Source organism: Chryseobacterium sp. 2987, assembly GCF_031456375.1.
Taxonomy (GTDB): domain Bacteria; phylum Bacteroidota; class Bacteroidia; order Flavobacteriales; family Weeksellaceae; genus Chryseobacterium; species Chryseobacterium vaccae.
The window spans coordinates 125,731-141,574 of the sequence record NZ_JAVDUN010000003.1 but is presented as its reverse complement, the minus strand read 5'-3'; the positions used below and the strand labels follow the sequence as shown (position 1 = coordinate 141,574).

General features: G+C 34.5%; 18 protein-coding genes and 1 pseudogene. 11 read left to right on the top strand and 8 right to left on the bottom strand.

Going from position 1 to position 15,844, the window contains the following annotated elements; genetic code table 11:
• The first annotated feature begins 485 nt into the window (after positions 1–485).
• The 8 genes from J2Y40_RS10195 (at position 486) to J2Y40_RS10160 (ending at position 5,616) form a co-directional block, all read left to right on the top strand.
• Entirely contained in the window at positions 486–848 is a 363-nt protein-coding gene (locus J2Y40_RS10195) for a hypothetical protein (protein ID WP_076551975.1), read from the top strand.
• 15 nt (positions 849–863) lie between these two features.
• Positions 864–1,178 (top strand): hypothetical protein, encoded by a 315-nt coding sequence (locus tag J2Y40_RS10190; protein ID WP_309998743.1) that lies wholly within the window; start codon positions 864–866, stop codon positions 1,176–1,178.
• Positions 1,171–1,416, top strand: a complete 246-nt coding sequence (locus tag J2Y40_RS10185; protein WP_076551977.1) for a hypothetical protein — start codon at positions 1,171–1,173, stop codon at positions 1,414–1,416. The genes J2Y40_RS10190 and J2Y40_RS10185 overlap by 8 nt, the downstream gene beginning before the upstream one ends.
• Before the next feature lie 313 nt (positions 1,417–1,729).
• Complete coding sequence (locus J2Y40_RS10180) at positions 1,730–2,152, top strand: hypothetical protein (protein ID WP_309998742.1); 423 nt, start codon at positions 1,730–1,732, stop codon at positions 2,150–2,152.
• Positions 2,153–2,162: 10 nt separating this feature from the next.
• Entirely contained in the window at positions 2,163–2,522 is a 360-nt protein-coding gene (locus J2Y40_RS10175) for a hypothetical protein (protein ID WP_076551979.1), read from the top strand.
• Complete coding sequence (locus J2Y40_RS10170; RefSeq protein ID WP_076551980.1) at positions 2,522–3,133, top strand: hypothetical protein; 612 nt, start codon at positions 2,522–2,524, stop codon at positions 3,131–3,133. The genes J2Y40_RS10175 and J2Y40_RS10170 overlap by 1 nt, the downstream gene beginning before the upstream one ends.
• 8 nt (positions 3,134–3,141) lie before the next feature.
• Complete coding sequence (locus J2Y40_RS10165; RefSeq protein WP_076551981.1) at positions 3,142–3,363, top strand: hypothetical protein; 222 nt, start codon at positions 3,142–3,144, stop codon at positions 3,361–3,363.
• 261 nt (positions 3,364–3,624) lie between these two features.
• Positions 3,625–5,616 carry a hypothetical protein gene (locus J2Y40_RS10160; RefSeq protein WP_076551982.1) on the top strand — a complete coding sequence of 664 codons (1,992 nt, stop codon included), beginning with the start codon at positions 3,625–3,627 and terminating at the stop codon, positions 5,614–5,616.
• Positions 5,617–5,702: 86 nt separating this feature from the next.
• Here J2Y40_RS10160 and J2Y40_RS10155 read toward each other — a convergent pair whose 3' ends face one another.
• Positions 5,703–6,629 carry a hypothetical protein gene (locus tag J2Y40_RS10155; RefSeq protein ID WP_309998741.1) on the bottom strand — a complete coding sequence of 309 codons (927 nt, stop codon included), beginning with the start codon at positions 6,627–6,629 and terminating at the stop codon, positions 5,703–5,705.
• Positions 6,619–6,744, bottom strand: a complete 126-nt coding sequence (locus J2Y40_RS10150) for a hypothetical protein (RefSeq protein WP_309998739.1) — start codon at positions 6,742–6,744, stop codon at positions 6,619–6,621. The genes J2Y40_RS10155 and J2Y40_RS10150 overlap by 11 nt, the downstream gene beginning before the upstream one ends.
• Positions 6,745–6,868: 124 nt before the next feature.
• Here J2Y40_RS10150 and J2Y40_RS10145 point away from each other — a divergent pair.
• Positions 6,869–7,570 (top strand): annotated as a pseudogene (locus tag J2Y40_RS10145) (YifB family Mg chelatase-like AAA ATPase); the annotation flags it as partial.
• A gap of 201 nt (positions 7,571–7,771) precedes the next feature.
• Positions 7,772–7,966, top strand: a complete 195-nt coding sequence (locus tag J2Y40_RS10140; protein WP_409017691.1) for a bacteriocin-like protein — start codon at positions 7,772–7,774, stop codon at positions 7,964–7,966.
• Between the two features lie 49 nt (positions 7,967–8,015).
• Here the strand turns inward: J2Y40_RS10140 and J2Y40_RS10135 are convergent, their stop codons facing one another.
• Together J2Y40_RS10135 and J2Y40_RS10130 are read right to left on the bottom strand one after the other, a co-directional pair.
• On the bottom strand, positions 8,016–8,492 hold the full coding sequence (locus J2Y40_RS10135) for a YdeI/OmpD-associated family protein (RefSeq protein WP_309998736.1): 477 nt from the start codon (positions 8,490–8,492) through the stop codon (positions 8,016–8,018).
• A 72-nt stretch (positions 8,493–8,564) separates the two neighbouring features.
• Positions 8,565–10,775: a S46 family peptidase gene (locus J2Y40_RS10130; RefSeq protein WP_153397074.1), complete on the bottom strand. Its 2,211-nt coding sequence runs from the start codon at positions 10,773–10,775 to the stop codon at positions 8,565–8,567.
• An 86-nt stretch (positions 10,776–10,861) separates the two neighbouring features.
• On the opposite strand from J2Y40_RS10130, the gene J2Y40_RS10125 reads away from it, so the two are divergent.
• Positions 10,862–11,296 (top strand): META domain-containing protein, encoded by a 435-nt coding sequence (locus J2Y40_RS10125; protein WP_153397076.1) that lies wholly within the window; start codon positions 10,862–10,864, stop codon positions 11,294–11,296.
• 90 nt (positions 11,297–11,386) lie between these two features.
• Here J2Y40_RS10125 and J2Y40_RS10120 read toward each other — a convergent pair whose 3' ends face one another.
• The 4 genes from J2Y40_RS10120 to J2Y40_RS10105 all read right to left on the bottom strand — a co-directional run bounded on the left by J2Y40_RS10120 (position 11,387) and on the right by J2Y40_RS10105 (position 15,717).
• A complete protein-coding gene (locus tag J2Y40_RS10120) occupies positions 11,387–11,803 on the bottom strand; it encodes a hypothetical protein (protein ID WP_153397078.1) in 417 nt (138 codons plus the stop codon).
• A 9-nt stretch (positions 11,804–11,812) separates the two neighbouring features.
• Entirely contained in the window at positions 11,813–14,359 is a 2,547-nt protein-coding gene (locus J2Y40_RS10115) for a collagen-like protein (protein WP_153397080.1), read from the bottom strand.
• Between the two features lie 5 nt (positions 14,360–14,364).
• On the bottom strand, positions 14,365–14,847 hold the full coding sequence (locus tag J2Y40_RS10110; RefSeq protein ID WP_153397082.1) for a T9SS type A sorting domain-containing protein: 483 nt from the start codon (positions 14,845–14,847) through the stop codon (positions 14,365–14,367).
• Between the two features lie 162 nt (positions 14,848–15,009).
• The gene (locus tag J2Y40_RS10105) at positions 15,010–15,717 is read right to left on the bottom strand and encodes a LytTR family DNA-binding domain-containing protein (RefSeq protein WP_231128704.1); all 708 of its coding nucleotides are present in this window, start codon (positions 15,715–15,717) and stop codon (positions 15,010–15,012) included.
• Positions 15,718–15,844 lie beyond the last annotated feature (127 nt).

Genomic DNA, 15,844 nt, shown 5'->3' with positions numbered 1-15,844 from the left:
TTTAAAATAAAAGTTTTAGAAATATTTTCAAGCATAAACCGCCACAAACAAAAACTGTCATAAAATCAAACTATAAAACCAACAGTCTAAAAGAATATCATCATTAAAAAAGAGTAAGTGGAAAATAAAAACAGATCCAGAAAAACCAAATAAAACAAAATCTACTTTTGAGAAAAGATTTGACAGTTGGTGGGGGGATATAAAATTTTTTTAATTTAATGGCATGGTTAGGGGGAAAGTGGGTTGAGTCTGTACAATCAAAATAATTTTACTGGTATTAAATTGTTACAAAGTCTACTATAAAGTAACATATGATTTTTTGAGAGATATTTAGAGGGGGGAATTTGTAGGAGGAGATTCACCAATGTGTTTTTTCACCCCAATAAAAAAAGGGTAAAAATTTTTTGATAATTGTTTATTCAAATGACCCAATTCAATTATTAGAAGTAGATTCTAATTTGTAAATTGCTGGTAAATTAATAAATATGGAAGAAACTAATAAAACATTTGAATTACATTTAAACGAATATATTATTAAAGGAATAATTACTTCGCTCAATGATGAAGAAATTGACACAATTGAAAATTTAGGAAGTAAAGAATATTCAGAAGCTGTTTTCAAGGTTATGGTAAGCTCTGAGCCTCTAGTTGATTTAGAGCTATTTAATATTTCCACTACAAAAATTTATATTGTTGGCTATAAAGGTAGAGAAGGACAGTTAGGCTATCTAAAAAATATGCAATTCATTCCAGATGATGAAGAAAATCACTTTGTAAATGTTATAAGTACAAATATTTTGAGTGTCTTGATGCTAAATGGAAACTCTGGGCATTTTACTTCGAAATAAATTTAAGAATATAGAATGAAAAATATTTATTTTAATACTGAAAATGTTGAATATGTAATTTTAGAAGTCGAAAACGATCAGAAAATAATTTCTGGAATTGAAAGTTATGTGAAGACAGATGGGAAATTAGAAGAAATCTTGTTAAAAACCTATTTTAATGACTTTCAATATATTCTTTTAGGAAAGTTATCTGACACATTTTTTTATTCAAAAATTCACGATTATGAAATTAATACTAAAGAAAAGTTTCAAAGTTTTATTTCAACGAACCATATAGAACTTGATAAAAATAAAATATACTATTTATTTAAAAAGAACAAAAATGGCTAATGTAAAAATTATTAGAGAAGTTACAAATGGATCTCCTGGAAATTGGAGACTTTGTTTTCAGTGGTGTGAGTATATTTATGATAATGGTTCAACAGAAAAAGGATATAGATTCATATGGAGAAGAGATGATGATACACTCCAAGCTGCAAGAGGACAAGCAAGAATACCAAGTTTCAGAGATATGCAAGAGTTAATTTTTCTTGCTGCTCAAGATGGATGGTTAGCAAGTATAGAATAAATACACTATACCTAGTAAATAACATTTAAAGGAACAATTTTTGCTTATGAAACACAGATTACAAAAATTTATATCTTTGTAATTCAAATTTTATCGAAAAAAGAAGCATAGCTTTTATTTTGTTTATAGAAATCTGACAGTTTCAAAAAACGATACAAAATAAATAGTTGATGACTCGTGCTATATGGCATGGGTTATACCTATTTGTATCGTTGGGTTTTGTCAGAACCTCTATAAGCAAGTATGGTTGATCCCATGCTTTCTTCATTTATAACCTTTCACTTTTGGGACTGAGTGAGTAAAATATTCACTTATGAAAAAACTATTATTCACAGTTTTTACAGCATTATCATTTATTGGTTGTTCAAATCACGATGATGAAAACACACAAACAACAACCAATCCAGTAGCAACACAGTATTTCCATCCTCCAACGTGGATTCAGGGGAAATGGCAGAAATACGGTACGGCACTCTACAAGTTTACTAATGATGATTTTTATACTATTGCAGGGAGTATCGAAACAAGTTATAAATCAATATTACAGCAAGGTGCAAGTTTAGGAGCCTCTTCCAGTGTTCCAGAAAATATTTCCGAAACTGTATATGAATTTACGATTAAATCAGGTTCTGCAAATGCAGAATACAAGTTCAAAAAGATCAATTCTACCACAATTGAATGGGTAAATTATCCTTATGCTTCAACAGTAGGTGCATTTTATTTAACTAAACAATAATAATACTATCATGAAAAAGTTTTTATCAGCATTAGTAATTATTGTTTCAACAATAACTTTTGCACAACAAACAGAAAATCCAAAACAAACTGTCAAAGAATGTGATCTACCCTCCAATTATCAGGAGCCAAAACAAGACAAAAAAATCCAGTCTTGGTTAAAACGAGGTGATGCTACTATTGAAGATTTAAGAAAACATATTGCAGTTGAAAATGACTGTAACGAGAAAGATGTAATCTTTTTAAGAATTTCAGAACAGAAAGGAAATGGAATGTATTCCGTTTGCGTTGAAGGAAAGCCAATGAAATACAAACGTATGGGGACAGTTTTTATGGGTGCAGGGGAAAATCCTTTTAATGTGGCAAAATAATGGAAAATAGTGCAGAGTTACAATTAAAAGAGACTATCAGCCAAATGGTCGAAAAGTGTCTTGTAGCGGATCTGAAGGACATATTTATGGGTAAGAAAAACTATAAATCTAGCCTTGAACTCATTCTGGATTATGAGAAGTATTGGAATACCTCAGTCAATGAAATTTCAATGACTGCCAAAATTTCTAAAATCAAAATACAGGCTATTATCAGTGAAACATTTCAAACTATTAGAAAAACTTATCATCAACAGCCTATATATAGTGATTTAAGTCATATCATAGACAAGTATGTGAATAAATTAATTTCAGATCTCAACCATACAATCTCCAACTATTTAAAAGAAGACATAAAAGCAATAAAATACAAAAACAGTGATGATTTGAAGTTTATTTATGAAAATATGATTAATCACTATTTCATAAAAACTTTGAATATGAAAGAAAAATTTGCAAAAGGTTATTCGATTGAAGAAAGCCTTACAGAAAAGGTTATTCACAATATTTTTTATCAACTTAATAAAGACTATACAAAGGAGAGCAATTCAAGTGATTTGAGTTTACAAAGCCTTCTATTAAAAATGGAAAATATAAACACTAAAAAGAATTAAAATCCAATATGAAAAATCACAAAATCCATTTAAAACAATACGACAATCTGTTTCCTACTGATAAGGAAATTCGGATAGCACTACGAAAGTTAGGATTAAAAGATGTTGCATTCTCCATATTGAAAACTGTTGAGTTTGCCGAATTATCTGAAAAAAATTTAAAAACTGTCATTACGAGCAAACCTCAAAGTCCTTTAGAGGAATTATTAAAGACTCAACTTTTAAAATAAAAAACGTCAAGTTTTGACGTGATGCTAAAATATATTGTGAAAAAACTATACAAATTGTTATTTTCGTCATTCTATGGCTAAAAAGCTTTTTGATACAATGTATTTGGATTGGTTGGTATCTTTGAAAACTGAATGATTAAAATATAAAGATACAAGATTACACAACTAATAACTGTCAGATATTTATAGAGAAAATATGTTTTATTTCAGAACATCAATTTAGTATCTTTGAAACACCTGATTTAATAAAAAACTAATATTATGCAAATTGATATTGCTGGAAAAGTAAGAGAGAAAAAACTTGCTCATAATAATGTCCTCCTGCCTTTATATGAGGCAATAGTTAATTCAATACATGCAATTGAAGATGCAAAATTAAGTGAAAAAGGATTAATTGAAATTGATTTAATAAGATTAAACCAAGAAGAGTTCCCTTATGATGATTTACAAAAATTACCCCCTATTATTGATTTCCATATAAAGGATAATGGCATCGGATTTAATGAAGAAAATTATGATTCTTTCAATTTTGCTCATTCATCATATAAATTTGAAAAAAGAGGAGGGAAAGGAATAGGACGTATAACTTGGCTAAGAGCCTTTGAAAAGGCAATAATTGAAAGCCAATTTAAAGAAGGAGAAGTATTTAAAAAAAGAACATTTAATTTTGTACCAACTAAAAAAGGAATTGAAAAGGAGTCTTTAATTGAAATTGAAAGTAAAGAAGATTTTTGGTCAACAATTGTAATTTTAAAAAACTTAAAAGAAAATTACAGAAGATGGTGTAACAATAATTCCGAAGATATTGCATTTAAAATTATAGAGCATTGTTTTTCATTTTTTTTAGATTCTAATTGTCCTACAATTGTTTTAAAAGATGTAAATAAACCGATTGTCGTAAATGATTATTTCTCAATGTATATTAATAAAGCTGTTGAAGGAAAACCATTTACTATTAATACAAACAAATTTGATCTTGATATAGTAAAGTTATATAACACAAGAACAGATAATAAAGTACACTTACTTGCGCACAAAAGAGAAGTTATAAATTACCCAATTTCTGATACAATTCCTGAAATACCCGATTATTTTGTTGATGAAATTGGACAAAAATTTTCAATCAGCATATATGTCTCGGGAGATTATTTTGACGAGAATGGAAGGGTGAATGAAGAAAGAACAGGAGTTATTTTTGATAATGAAGAAAGTATGTTTGAAGAAGCTGTTACATTTCAAGATTTAAAAGATGGTGTTGCAGAAATCATTAGGGAACATTTCAAAGAGCATTTGGTTGAGTTTTCGGAGAAAAAATTTAATAGGGTTAGAACCTTTGTTACTTCTCATCCAAGATATAGACATTTATTGAAATATAAGCCTAATGATATTCTCAAAATATCTAATTCAAATGATGATTCAAAACTTGAAGTAGAATTATTTAAGATTCAACAAAAACTTGAATTAGAGGTTTTAAATGAAACAAAAGTTGAATTGCAGGGTATTGAAAACAAAGAGGATAAAATGAACGATGGTTTATATGAAAAAATTCTGGATGTTGGAAACGCTAAGCTTTCAGAATATATTCTACATAGGAAACATATTTTAGATCTGCTTGAATTAAATTTAAGAAAAAAGGAAAATAAATATTCTACTGAAGAAGTTATACATAATCTAATATTTCCACTTCGTAAAACTTCAGATGAAATTTCCCTTGATGAACACAATTTATGGGTGATTGATGATAAATTATCCTTTCATGATTATTTGGCATCTGATAAAACTTTTAAGTCAAACGAACGAACAGAATCAAAATCTACAAAGGAAACAGACTTATTGATTTTCAACAAAGCTCACTTGCTAACAGATGATGAAAAACCTTATTCATCGATAATAATTGTGGAGTTTAAAAGACCAATGAGAAATGATTATACAGATAGTGAAAATCCAATAAACCAGATAAATACTTACGTTAGGGAAATTATTAATAATAAAGTATTGGATAAGGACGGGAGACCTTTTGATATTAAGGATAAAACTCCAATATATGCATATATAGTTTGTGACTTAACCCCTAATATGAGAAAATTTGCTGAGGATCAAAATTTCACTGTTTTACCTGATAATGATGGTTATTTTAATTACAATAGGAATTATTATTTATATGTGGAAATAATCAGTTTTGATAAATTGATAAGAGATTCTAAGAACAGAAATAAAGTCCTTTTTGAGAAACTTAATTTACCAACTGTCTAAATTGAATAAATCAAAATATGTTTAAGATTTAATATCATAAATGAAGGGTTTTACTATCCATATCACTATAGTAAAACCCTTCATTTTTAATAATTAATAGGAAGAGGGTAAGATTTATTACAATCTTCAAATAGCTGGTTAAATTTCTGAATAATCAAATCTTTTATATATATGAATTTTTTATCCATTTTTTTATCCTCAATAAACTTCAACAATTTCTTTTTATGTCTACTTTTTGTAGATTCTGAAAAATCTTTTCTTTTCCAATAAGAATATTCCAGTTTGTTGCCGAGATTTGCAATTTCTTCCTTAGAAAGTCCCTCAGTAAATCGATCATCAATAATAATAAGATCTTCAAACTTTTTCATAAAATCATTAAATAGACCCAAGTTTTTATGAGGGTCGTATAAATCAAGAAAGTTGATTATTCCTAATTTCTTTAGCTCTTTCGTGTTATACTTCAATTCGACTCTTAATAGTTCATAATCAAGCTTATTTTGTCTGCCTTTATCATAAATTTTAAAGATGTGATTTCCTGATTTAAACTTTTTAAGTACAAAATTTTTGTTATCTTCAAAAACATAATGGGGTTTAAAATTATATAATAAAACATTTTTTTCAATCAGATCCTTTACGTTTATATCTACTGCAAGATTGAACCCAAATTCCAATGATGTAATTTTAGTATCTAAGAAATCATATTCAGGAAATTCATTTAATAATTCATCTAAGGTTTGTACCATATCACAATAAGAAAAATCGTTATAATTATATTCTTTTCCTGTCATAATTAAATTATGATACTTATGTATAGAATTTTCAATATAAGCACTTTGGGGGTTTATGACATACACCAATGATCCAATTTTTCCTTTAATTGGATAGTATAAGGCTTCTGGATTATCATTTTTTAGATCCTCACTGTCAATAGTACAATTGAATTTTCTATTTTTCTTAATTAAACTTTCAAAATGCATTTTGTCTTTAAAATAAATTCTCAAATTATCCTGCATAGCTTCTTATTTTATGTTTAACAGATAATAATTGTTGATTACTTTTCCAACCTTTATTTTTGAAATAAAATTGCTCCTCATTTTTTAACATTTCTTTGTTTTTCTTTGTCTTCATTTAGCAATTTTAGTGAGCGATTTTGGAACGACAAAAAATGTTAAAATTATTTTAATGCTTTTGGTGTATTATTTTGTATTACAGCAAGTTAATTAATTTTATAAATACCCCCACATTTGATAAAATAACTGATGTTGCTTTGGTAGGCGGAGGAAGCTATCCCCAACCCGGAGAAATTTCTCTTGCCCACAACGGAGTTCTTTTTCTGGATGAAATGCCGGAGTTTAAAAGGACTGTCCTGGAAGTGATGCGCCAGCCCCTCGAAGACCGTGAAGTAACCATATCCAGGGCCCGGTTTACCGTCAACTATCCTGCAAGTTTTATGCTGGTGGCTTCCATGAATCCAAGCCCCAGTGGTTTTTTTCCTGATGATCCTAATAATACCTCATCAGCTCTCGAAATGCAGCGTTATATGAACAAGCTTTCAGGACCGCTTTTGGATAGAATTGATATTCATATTGAAGTACAGAAAGTTGAATTCGAGCAGCTTTCAGAAAAGAGAAAAGGAGAAAAAAGTGAAGTGATCAGAGAACGGGTACTGAAAGCAAGATTTACTCAAAATGAAAGATATAAAAATTTGAATATCAGTTATAATGCTCAGATGGGACCTAAAGAAATTGAAGCTTTCTGTAGTCTGGATGATACTTCGCTTACCCTCATCAAATTAGCCATGGAAAAACTTAACCTTTCCGCAAGAGCATATGACCGCATTCTTAAAGTTGCCAGAACCATTGCAGACCTTGAAGGAGAGAGAAATATACTTTCCGGACATATTTCGGAGGCTATACAATACAGAAGTTTAGACAGAGAATTTTGGAATGGATAATTCCGGAAATCTTGTTTAGTGATGGCAGATAATGACAATTTTGGGTGTGTTGGTTTTGTGATATATTGTTTTTTGTTTGTCGTAACTAATTAAAATTCAGGTTAAAAATGTTGTTTGTTTTAGATTTATTTCTATATTTAGGGAATTAAAGCGTTGCCCGAAAAGCTGATAGAGTAGGGACCATAAAAAAATTAATTCAATATGAAAAATCTAAAAAAATTAACAAGAGAGAACATGAAATCTGTACAAGGTGGTTTTGCCTGCTATTGCAATGGGACTTACAAAGGTGAGTACTCATCCGTTATAGCATGTGTTAATGATTGTGGCGTAAGTACAGGGCCTACTAAACCCACAGAACCTACAGAGCCCACAAAACCTGTATTAACAGCCAGCTAAAAAATATTTCCTTTTTTAGGCTGCCCTTAGCTCTATGCTTTGGGCAGTTTTATTTTCCTTTCTTCCCGTTTAAGATCATCTGGATCATCTTCACTTTCCTGCTGTCTCGGGTCTCGGGCTTCTTAGCCTCTTCAATCCAACGGATATATTCTTTTTTATGCGTGTAACTCATCTTTTCAAACAGCTCTTTTGCATCAGGATTTTCATTGAAAACCGCATCAATATCTTCTGCGATGTCTACAGTTCTTTCTTCTTTATCCTCCATGATAGAAACCATTACTTCATCTCCAAACGTTTTTCCAAGCTGTTTTCTGATCTCCTGGGTGACTCCAATAATATGGCTGTCAGATTTCATTTTGGCCAGAATTCCATGGTATTCCACTACACCATCAAATAGGGCTTTGATCTTTATCTGTCCCTTTTTACCGAAAAGTTCTTCCACAGAAAAAGGAAATTCTACAAATGCAGCGTTTAGTTCTCCATTTTTCTGAATCAATGCCTTAAACTCTATTGCTTTAGTTTTCATGATCATTTATTTAAATCAAAAATAAAAAACCGTGGAAATAATTTCCACGGTTTCATTATAGATCAGATAAGATTATTTTTTCTTCTTTTCTTTCTTAGGCATTTGAGTTGTTCCTGAATTTTTAGTCTTGGTATCAGGAGGTGTATTTTCTCCTCTTACAAGCTTTAATTCGTCAATCAGCCTTCTTGCACCAGCATACTTGTCAATCGTCCAAAGAACGAAACGTACGTCAACATTGATCGTTTTCTGCCATTCCGGTTCAAATACGATATCACCGCTTAATGCTTCACTATTTCCGTCGAATGCAATACCGATAAGGTTTCCATCTCCGTCAATTACCGGAGAACCAGAGTTACCTCCAGTAATGTCATTGTTAGAAAGGAAGTTTACAGGCATATATCCTGCAGCATCAGCATACTGCCCGAAATCTTTAAGGTTATAAAGATCAATCACTCTTTGAGGCAGATCAAATTCTTCATCATTTTTCTTGTATTTTCCTACAAGACCGGCCATATCCGTATAATAGTTATCAGTAACTCCGAAGTAATTTCTGTCTTCTCTGATAGGTAATTTATCTACTGTTCCGTAAGTTAATCTCATGGTAGAGTTAGCATCCGGATAGAATTTTTTCTCAGGCATAGCTTTCATCAGACCAGCTAAGAAAAGACGATTGTTTTTAGCAAAATTATCATCTACATTTACATAGCTTTCTGCAACTGCTTTTTGATCTGCTACAATTCCTTTTGACATTTTCCAAAGCGGATCAGCATCAAGCTTCAATGCATCCGGGTTCAATAAGAAATTCGTTGCAGATGTCTTGTTGGCAAAAATTGAAGAGTAAGCTATATTAGAAAGATTCTTAGCATCTAATCCTAAGATTGTAGCAGAAGCGATGTCTTTGTTTGTTACTCTTGCCTGGTAAAGTGTAGTCATTGCCACTAGCATTTCTCCTTCCAGAGCCGGATTGAAGTTTTCATAAGCTGCTTTGATGGCTGCTTCAGTTTTAGCCTTCATTGCAATTCTTCCCTGCATATCCTGGGCAGCGTATGTTTTAAGAACAGAACCAAGCTGAAGAGCTAGGCTCATATACTTTGCATTTCTTGTGAATTGTGATGCATAGTTTCTCTCAACATTTCTGTCAGAAACCTGCTTGTAATAAGCTGAAATATTTTCTAAAACACCGTCATACATATCATTTCCAGCCATCATAGACCATGTTCTGTATGTACTTTCGATTTTCTGTTTGTCAGAAATTGTTCCATTCTTTTCTACCGCATCAATAGTTCCCTGTCTGTTTTTCCAGTAGTTGGCTACAGAAGCATATTGAGAAGCATAATTAAGCTGAGTTGCTTTATCTTTATCCATATACTTCTTCATGACATCCATTGCCATTTTAGAAGCTTCTACCCAGGCCGGATAATCTTTGTTTACCATCTGCTGGATTCCATAAGAAGTCAGGTAACGGTTGGTTCTTCCCGGATATCCCATGATCATAGAGAAGTCTCCCGGTTTGATTCCTTTAAGAGAAACCGGAAGGAAGTGTTTAGGCTTCAATGGGGTATTGCTTGGAGAATATTCTGCTGGATTTCCGGCAGCATCAGCATATACTCTGAAAACAGTGAAGTCCGCAGTATGTCTTGGCCACTCCCAGTTGTCTGTATCACCTCCGAATTTACCTAATGATGAAGGTGGAGCACCTACCAATCTGATATCTTTGTAATCCTGATATACGAAATAATAAAATTCATTTCCGTTGAAGAAATCTCTTACCACAACAGTGTATTTCCCATTTTCAGAGTTTTCTGTCTGGATCGCTTTCGTTTCAGCATCAATAATTGCTTTTCTCTCAGCTCCAGTCATATTGTTGTTCAGCTTGGAAGTGATTCTTTGGGTAGCATCATCCATTCTTACTAAAAATCTTACATAAAGATCTTTTGCATTGAATTCATCTTTCTGCTTCATTGCCCAGAAACCATTCTTAAGATAGTCTTTTTCAGGAGTAGAAGCTGCTGCTACAGCACCATAACCGCAATGGTGGTTGGTGAAAATAAGTCCTTTATCAGAAACAATTTCACCAGTACAGAAACCTCCAAAGCTTACAATTGCATCTTTTAAACTGGAATTGTTTACAGAATAGATTTCATCAGGTGTCAGATGCAAGCCTTCCTTTTGCATGTCGACCCCGTTAAGTCTTTTGATGAGCATTAACAGCCACATCCCCTCATCCGCCCTCATCTGAGCAAAGCCCAGCAAGAAAGTGAACAGTAGAAATAGTCTTTTCATTTTATAATATAATTTTTGTGTCGCTAATTTACTAATTTTTACGATATTCTGTCCCGGATTGGTATGAAAATGGAATGATAATCCGCATGAAAAAGATACTATTGGCACTTTTTGCAGTTTTACTCCTGGGAGTTGTTATCAATTGTTCATCAATACCTGAAAAAAATCCGGGTCTTCAGAGGCAGTGGATGCTGATTTCGTTTGACAAATTTTCAAAAGAAGAATTGATGAAAAATAAAGCAGAAGTAAATCTTACAGCAGAAATGAAAGGCGGAAAAATTCACGGAGGGGCCTATATGGGATGCAACAATATGTTCTTTACTTCCGAATTTAAAAACGGGGGGAAGGTAAAAATTTCCGGTGTGGGAAGCACAATGAAAGCCTGCCAGAATATGGATCTGGAAAGCGCCTTCATCCAGAAATTTGACAAAATGACGAAATACTCCGTGGAAGGACATTTTCTTACTTTATCTGATGAGAACGGGAATTCAATGAAGTTTGTTGCAGCAGATTGGGATTAAGTAATACGGGAAACTACACTAAAAATAAAAAATATTATGAAAATAGAAAAAAGTCCGCAGCACGCGGACTTTTTTAAACCTGGAAGGTTATCAGTTTTTGGGAATAGTCTTTTTAATCTCCGCTAAAGTTGCAGTATTGGATAGCCCAGTCTGGTTCCGGGCATTTTGTGTTTTTACTGCGGTGCTTCTGGAGGCCTGTCTGTTGGGAATTGATCTTTTAATTTCATCAAGACTGGCTGTATTGGGAAGCATTGTTCCTGAATTGCCGGATGTAGCTTTAGGCTTTTGCTCCTGTTTTTTTACCTCCAGTCCCTGTTCAGAGACAAGAGCTGTCTGAGGTGTTTTCTTCTCAGCATTTAGCTGTGCTTCTTTCATCATTTTAGATTCAAATTCTTTAATCTGTTTTAAAGCAAGGGTTTGATCTTCTGTTTGGGAAACTTGTTTGTTTTCCTGAGCATAAATCCCAGCTCCTATCAGAAGAAATAGAGTAATATATATTGATTTCATGACAATTTATTATTTGATGTTAACTAATACCTGAATTTTTCCGGGCTCATTCTGGCTGTAATCCTGAAGTGCTTTACCGATGACCTGCCCTATTCTGACTTTTTCAGGATCAGCTTTCATCGCAGTACCGGGTTTTGATGAGGTTACCAATAAGTCTCCTCTTTTTATGGCACCACCTTCCAGACATACTTTGGTGGGGATTACTCCGATTACTCCCATTGGAACTTTACCGGAAAGGTCAGAGTCAATATGTTCTTCTGCGAGAAGTACTCCCGGTTTGGTAGCATACACTCCGGCCACAAGATCAGAATATGGCTCTGAAGACTTTTCAACTGTACGGTCAGTATTCGTTGAGATTACCAGAATATCTCCCATTTCATATTCAGAAACAGAACCTTCTACATCAAAGGCTTCTGCAACGTCCGCTCCATTGGTTTGAGTTCCTCCGTTAAAGAATCCCCGTCCGGCTTTATTAATTCGGGCAACATTCGCATTGGCACTTTGGAAGACTGCAAGATTTCCTGAAGCACCCGTATGATTAATAAGAATTCCGGAACCTGTACCTGTAGTTGTTACATGAACTACTGGCTGGCCATTGCTGGTATTGTAATTGGCGAACCTTCCTGCTTTACCGGTTCCAAAATTAGGAACAAAGCCTGAAACAGCATTGCCGGTTCCGTCGCATGATGCCTCAATACCATCACCGTTTCCTCCGGCATTGGCAGTCATTCCATTTCCGTTTCCTTCCGTTAAGGCTAATAAAGCAGGACCATTTCCTGTTGCATTGCTGGAGTAGAATAATCCGCCGTATCCTCCGGTACCGGAAGACAGCCCGTACACACCAGCGGTACCAAAATTGGCAAAAATTGAATTTACTTCACCCTTTACAGCCGCTGAAGTCCCTGTAGTACGGTCTACTTTGAAATTTCCGGCGATTCCGTTACCTATGGTGGTCACGGTAATTACATCACTGTTGTTGTCTTCATTGAAAATATTGAATCTTCCTGCTCTTCCCGTAGCAAAAGAAGGAACCCAGGCGTACAGAGCATTTCCGGCTCCGTCAATATTAGTTTCTACACCATTACCGTCTTTACTGGCGTTGGCAGTAATAGCATTTCCGTTTCCGTCGTTAATAGAGACCAGCGAAGCTCCGTTTCCGGCAGGATTGGAAGCATGAAATAATCCGGCAAACCCTCCTGTACCTGAAGAAACACCAAAAACTCCGGCAGCTCCAAAGTTTCCGAATATGGTTTTTACTTCGCCTCTTACCGCTGCTGCAACACTATTGGTATTGTCTACAAGGAATGAAGACGCATTACCAAGAGTATTATCCGGAATGTTACCATTGCCGTTGGTGATCACTTCGAAAGTATTTTGTGGGTTGGTTTGGTTAAAGTTTTCAAATTTTCCGGCACGTCCGGTACTATTATTCAGTCCTACCTGTCCGTAAACCCCGATCGCAGTTCCTGCTGTATTCGTAGCAACAAATCCACGTACTCCATATCCGCCTCCATCGTTACGGCCTACAACAGCTCCTGCAATATCACTGGTTGTTCTTCCCACTACAGCTTCTCCGGCGCCATTGTTGTCTCCCACAACCCCAGCTGAAGTCTGGGCACTGGTCATTCCATGCATACTGAAACCACTGGCTGTTGAACTTTTAACTCCGGCTCCGTTTCCTGTTGTGGTTACGTTTATTATCGTTCCGTTTCCTACACTGGAAGCATTAAGAACATTATTGGCGTTAGCATTATTGAAAATAGCTAGGCTTGCAGGAATTCCACTATTACTGGTGGCAGTAAGCCCTGTTCCTGTATTGCTGTTGGCATATACTCCTGTTCCGTTAGCGCTTGAATTCCCATAAACCCCTAATCCGTTGGGAGTAACCCCATAAACTCCCCAACCGCTTCCGTTCTGGCTTCCCCAGGTACCAATTCCTAATCCTCCTGTACCATTATTGATACCGCGGACAGCAGAAGAAAAGCCGCCGGGAGCTGTACTGTTGACAATTCCCCTTACAGCAGAAATACTTGAGGTCGTAGTATTGTTAACACCTTCAAGAGAGGTTCCGTCTCCGTCATTGGTTAATGAAAACAGTGTTGCGGCATTATTTACTGTAGCAGCATAGGGAATTGCAAAGCTACCACCTCCACCTCCAGCAGATTTTGCATACATAGCGTAAGGAACACTTAACAGCTGGCTGGTTCCTGTGATGGTATAATTGGTTCCTCCTGCAGGATCTGTTTCTGTTTTAAGATAATAATTTCCTGAAGGCCAGTTGATGGTTGAAAAAACTCCTGAAAGAACAGTTCCTGTCCCTATTTCAAGGCTGATAAGACCATTAATATTGGTATTTCCGGTAAGTCTTTCCGAATAAACCAGTGTTCCGGCAGGAGATCCCTCCAGTACACTTACTTTTACGGCAACATTCTGATTAGTTAAAAGCTGGCCGGAGCCGTTTCTCATGACGGCCTGATAGCTCATTTTTTCCGGAGCCTGTGCAAGGCCCATAAATAAGCCCAGCATGATCCCCAGTGAAAGTAATATTTTTTTCATGGTAATTATTTTTTGATGATTTTAAATGTTTTCAAATGTTTTCCGCTCTGATTGATCCGGATGATATACATGGCGGAAGGAAGAGAAGAAAGATTAAGTTCAGATTTGATCTGTAGAATAACGTCTTTTCTGATCAGTTTGCCCTGAGCATCAAATAGCTGATATTCTGCATTTTTGTAGTTTTCTGAAGTGAAATCAATGTACAGGTAATCCCTGAAAGGATTGGGGTAAAGTAGAATACCTTCCTGTTGTACTGTATTTTCATAAACAGAGAGCGTTGTGATTTCGTAGGCTTGCTGTACACCCTCTATGATCTGGGCACTGGAGCCTTTGTAAAGATAAGCGGTCTGTCCGATACTGTAAGAAACTGAGCCTCCGCCTCCTGATGCATCTGTTCCTGTGGCAAGAACGGCTGACTGTGCATTTAAAAGGCTGACGGAAAGAGTAAACAGAATGAGAAAGAAGCCTTGAATAGATGTTCTTTTCATATGAATTGATTTTGTGGTTATTAATAGGTTATCCCGTTTTTTTAATGAAATTTGGGATTACTAAATTACCACATATCAAAACCGGATATGGGGAAAATAGACCAACGGCAGAAAAAATCGACCAACGCCGTTTTTGAGTAAAAATGTTGGTATTCAGATATTTTACTGGTCAAAGAAAGAGAGATTGTCTTTGTAGGTTCTGCCGATAGGGAGTTTTATATTGCAGGTTAGTTCTACTTCGTGGTAGTTTTTTCCACGGATGAGGTACCGTGGGATGGCATAGCTTCTGTGTATTCTTACAAATGATGAAAAGACGTTTTTGTGAAGAAGGCTTCCTAACGAATCCAGAACACAGTGTTTTTTTTCGTAGGTGATGATACGGGTATAATCCTTCAGGGCCTCCAGGTATAAAATATCCGTTATTCTGATGTGGGAGATATTTCCGTTTTCTTTTATTCTGATGCAGTTGCCACCGAGAATGGCATCAAAACATTTACATTTTTCTTTCGTTTCAAAAAAATCAAAAACTCTTTGCATAGAATCATGAAAGCGTTCCATTTTCAAAGGCTTGGTAAGAAAGTCCAGTGTATTGAGTTCAAACGCGCTGACTGCTGATTCGGGGTGGGAACTGATGAAAATGCAGGCGGGTATCTTATGGGCTATTTTTTTGAATTCCAGTCCACTCATTCCGTTCATAACCGTTTCGGAAATCAAAAGATCTATGGGGAATTCAAGATAAGGAATTGCTTTTTCTGCCGAATCGAAAGAAGCTATAATCTCTATGTTTTTGTATTGTCTGAGATAATGCTGAAGAACCAATCTGTCCAGTTCATCATTATCAATGATCATACATCTGATATGGGGAGTCATGAGCTGTTGGATGTTAGTTTTATATTTAAATCTGAATTTAAATGTTTTAAAATCAGAAAATTGCAATATAAAGTTAGTGTTTTTTCATAAAAAAGAAATATTATAATCTTAAATTAACATTAAAAAT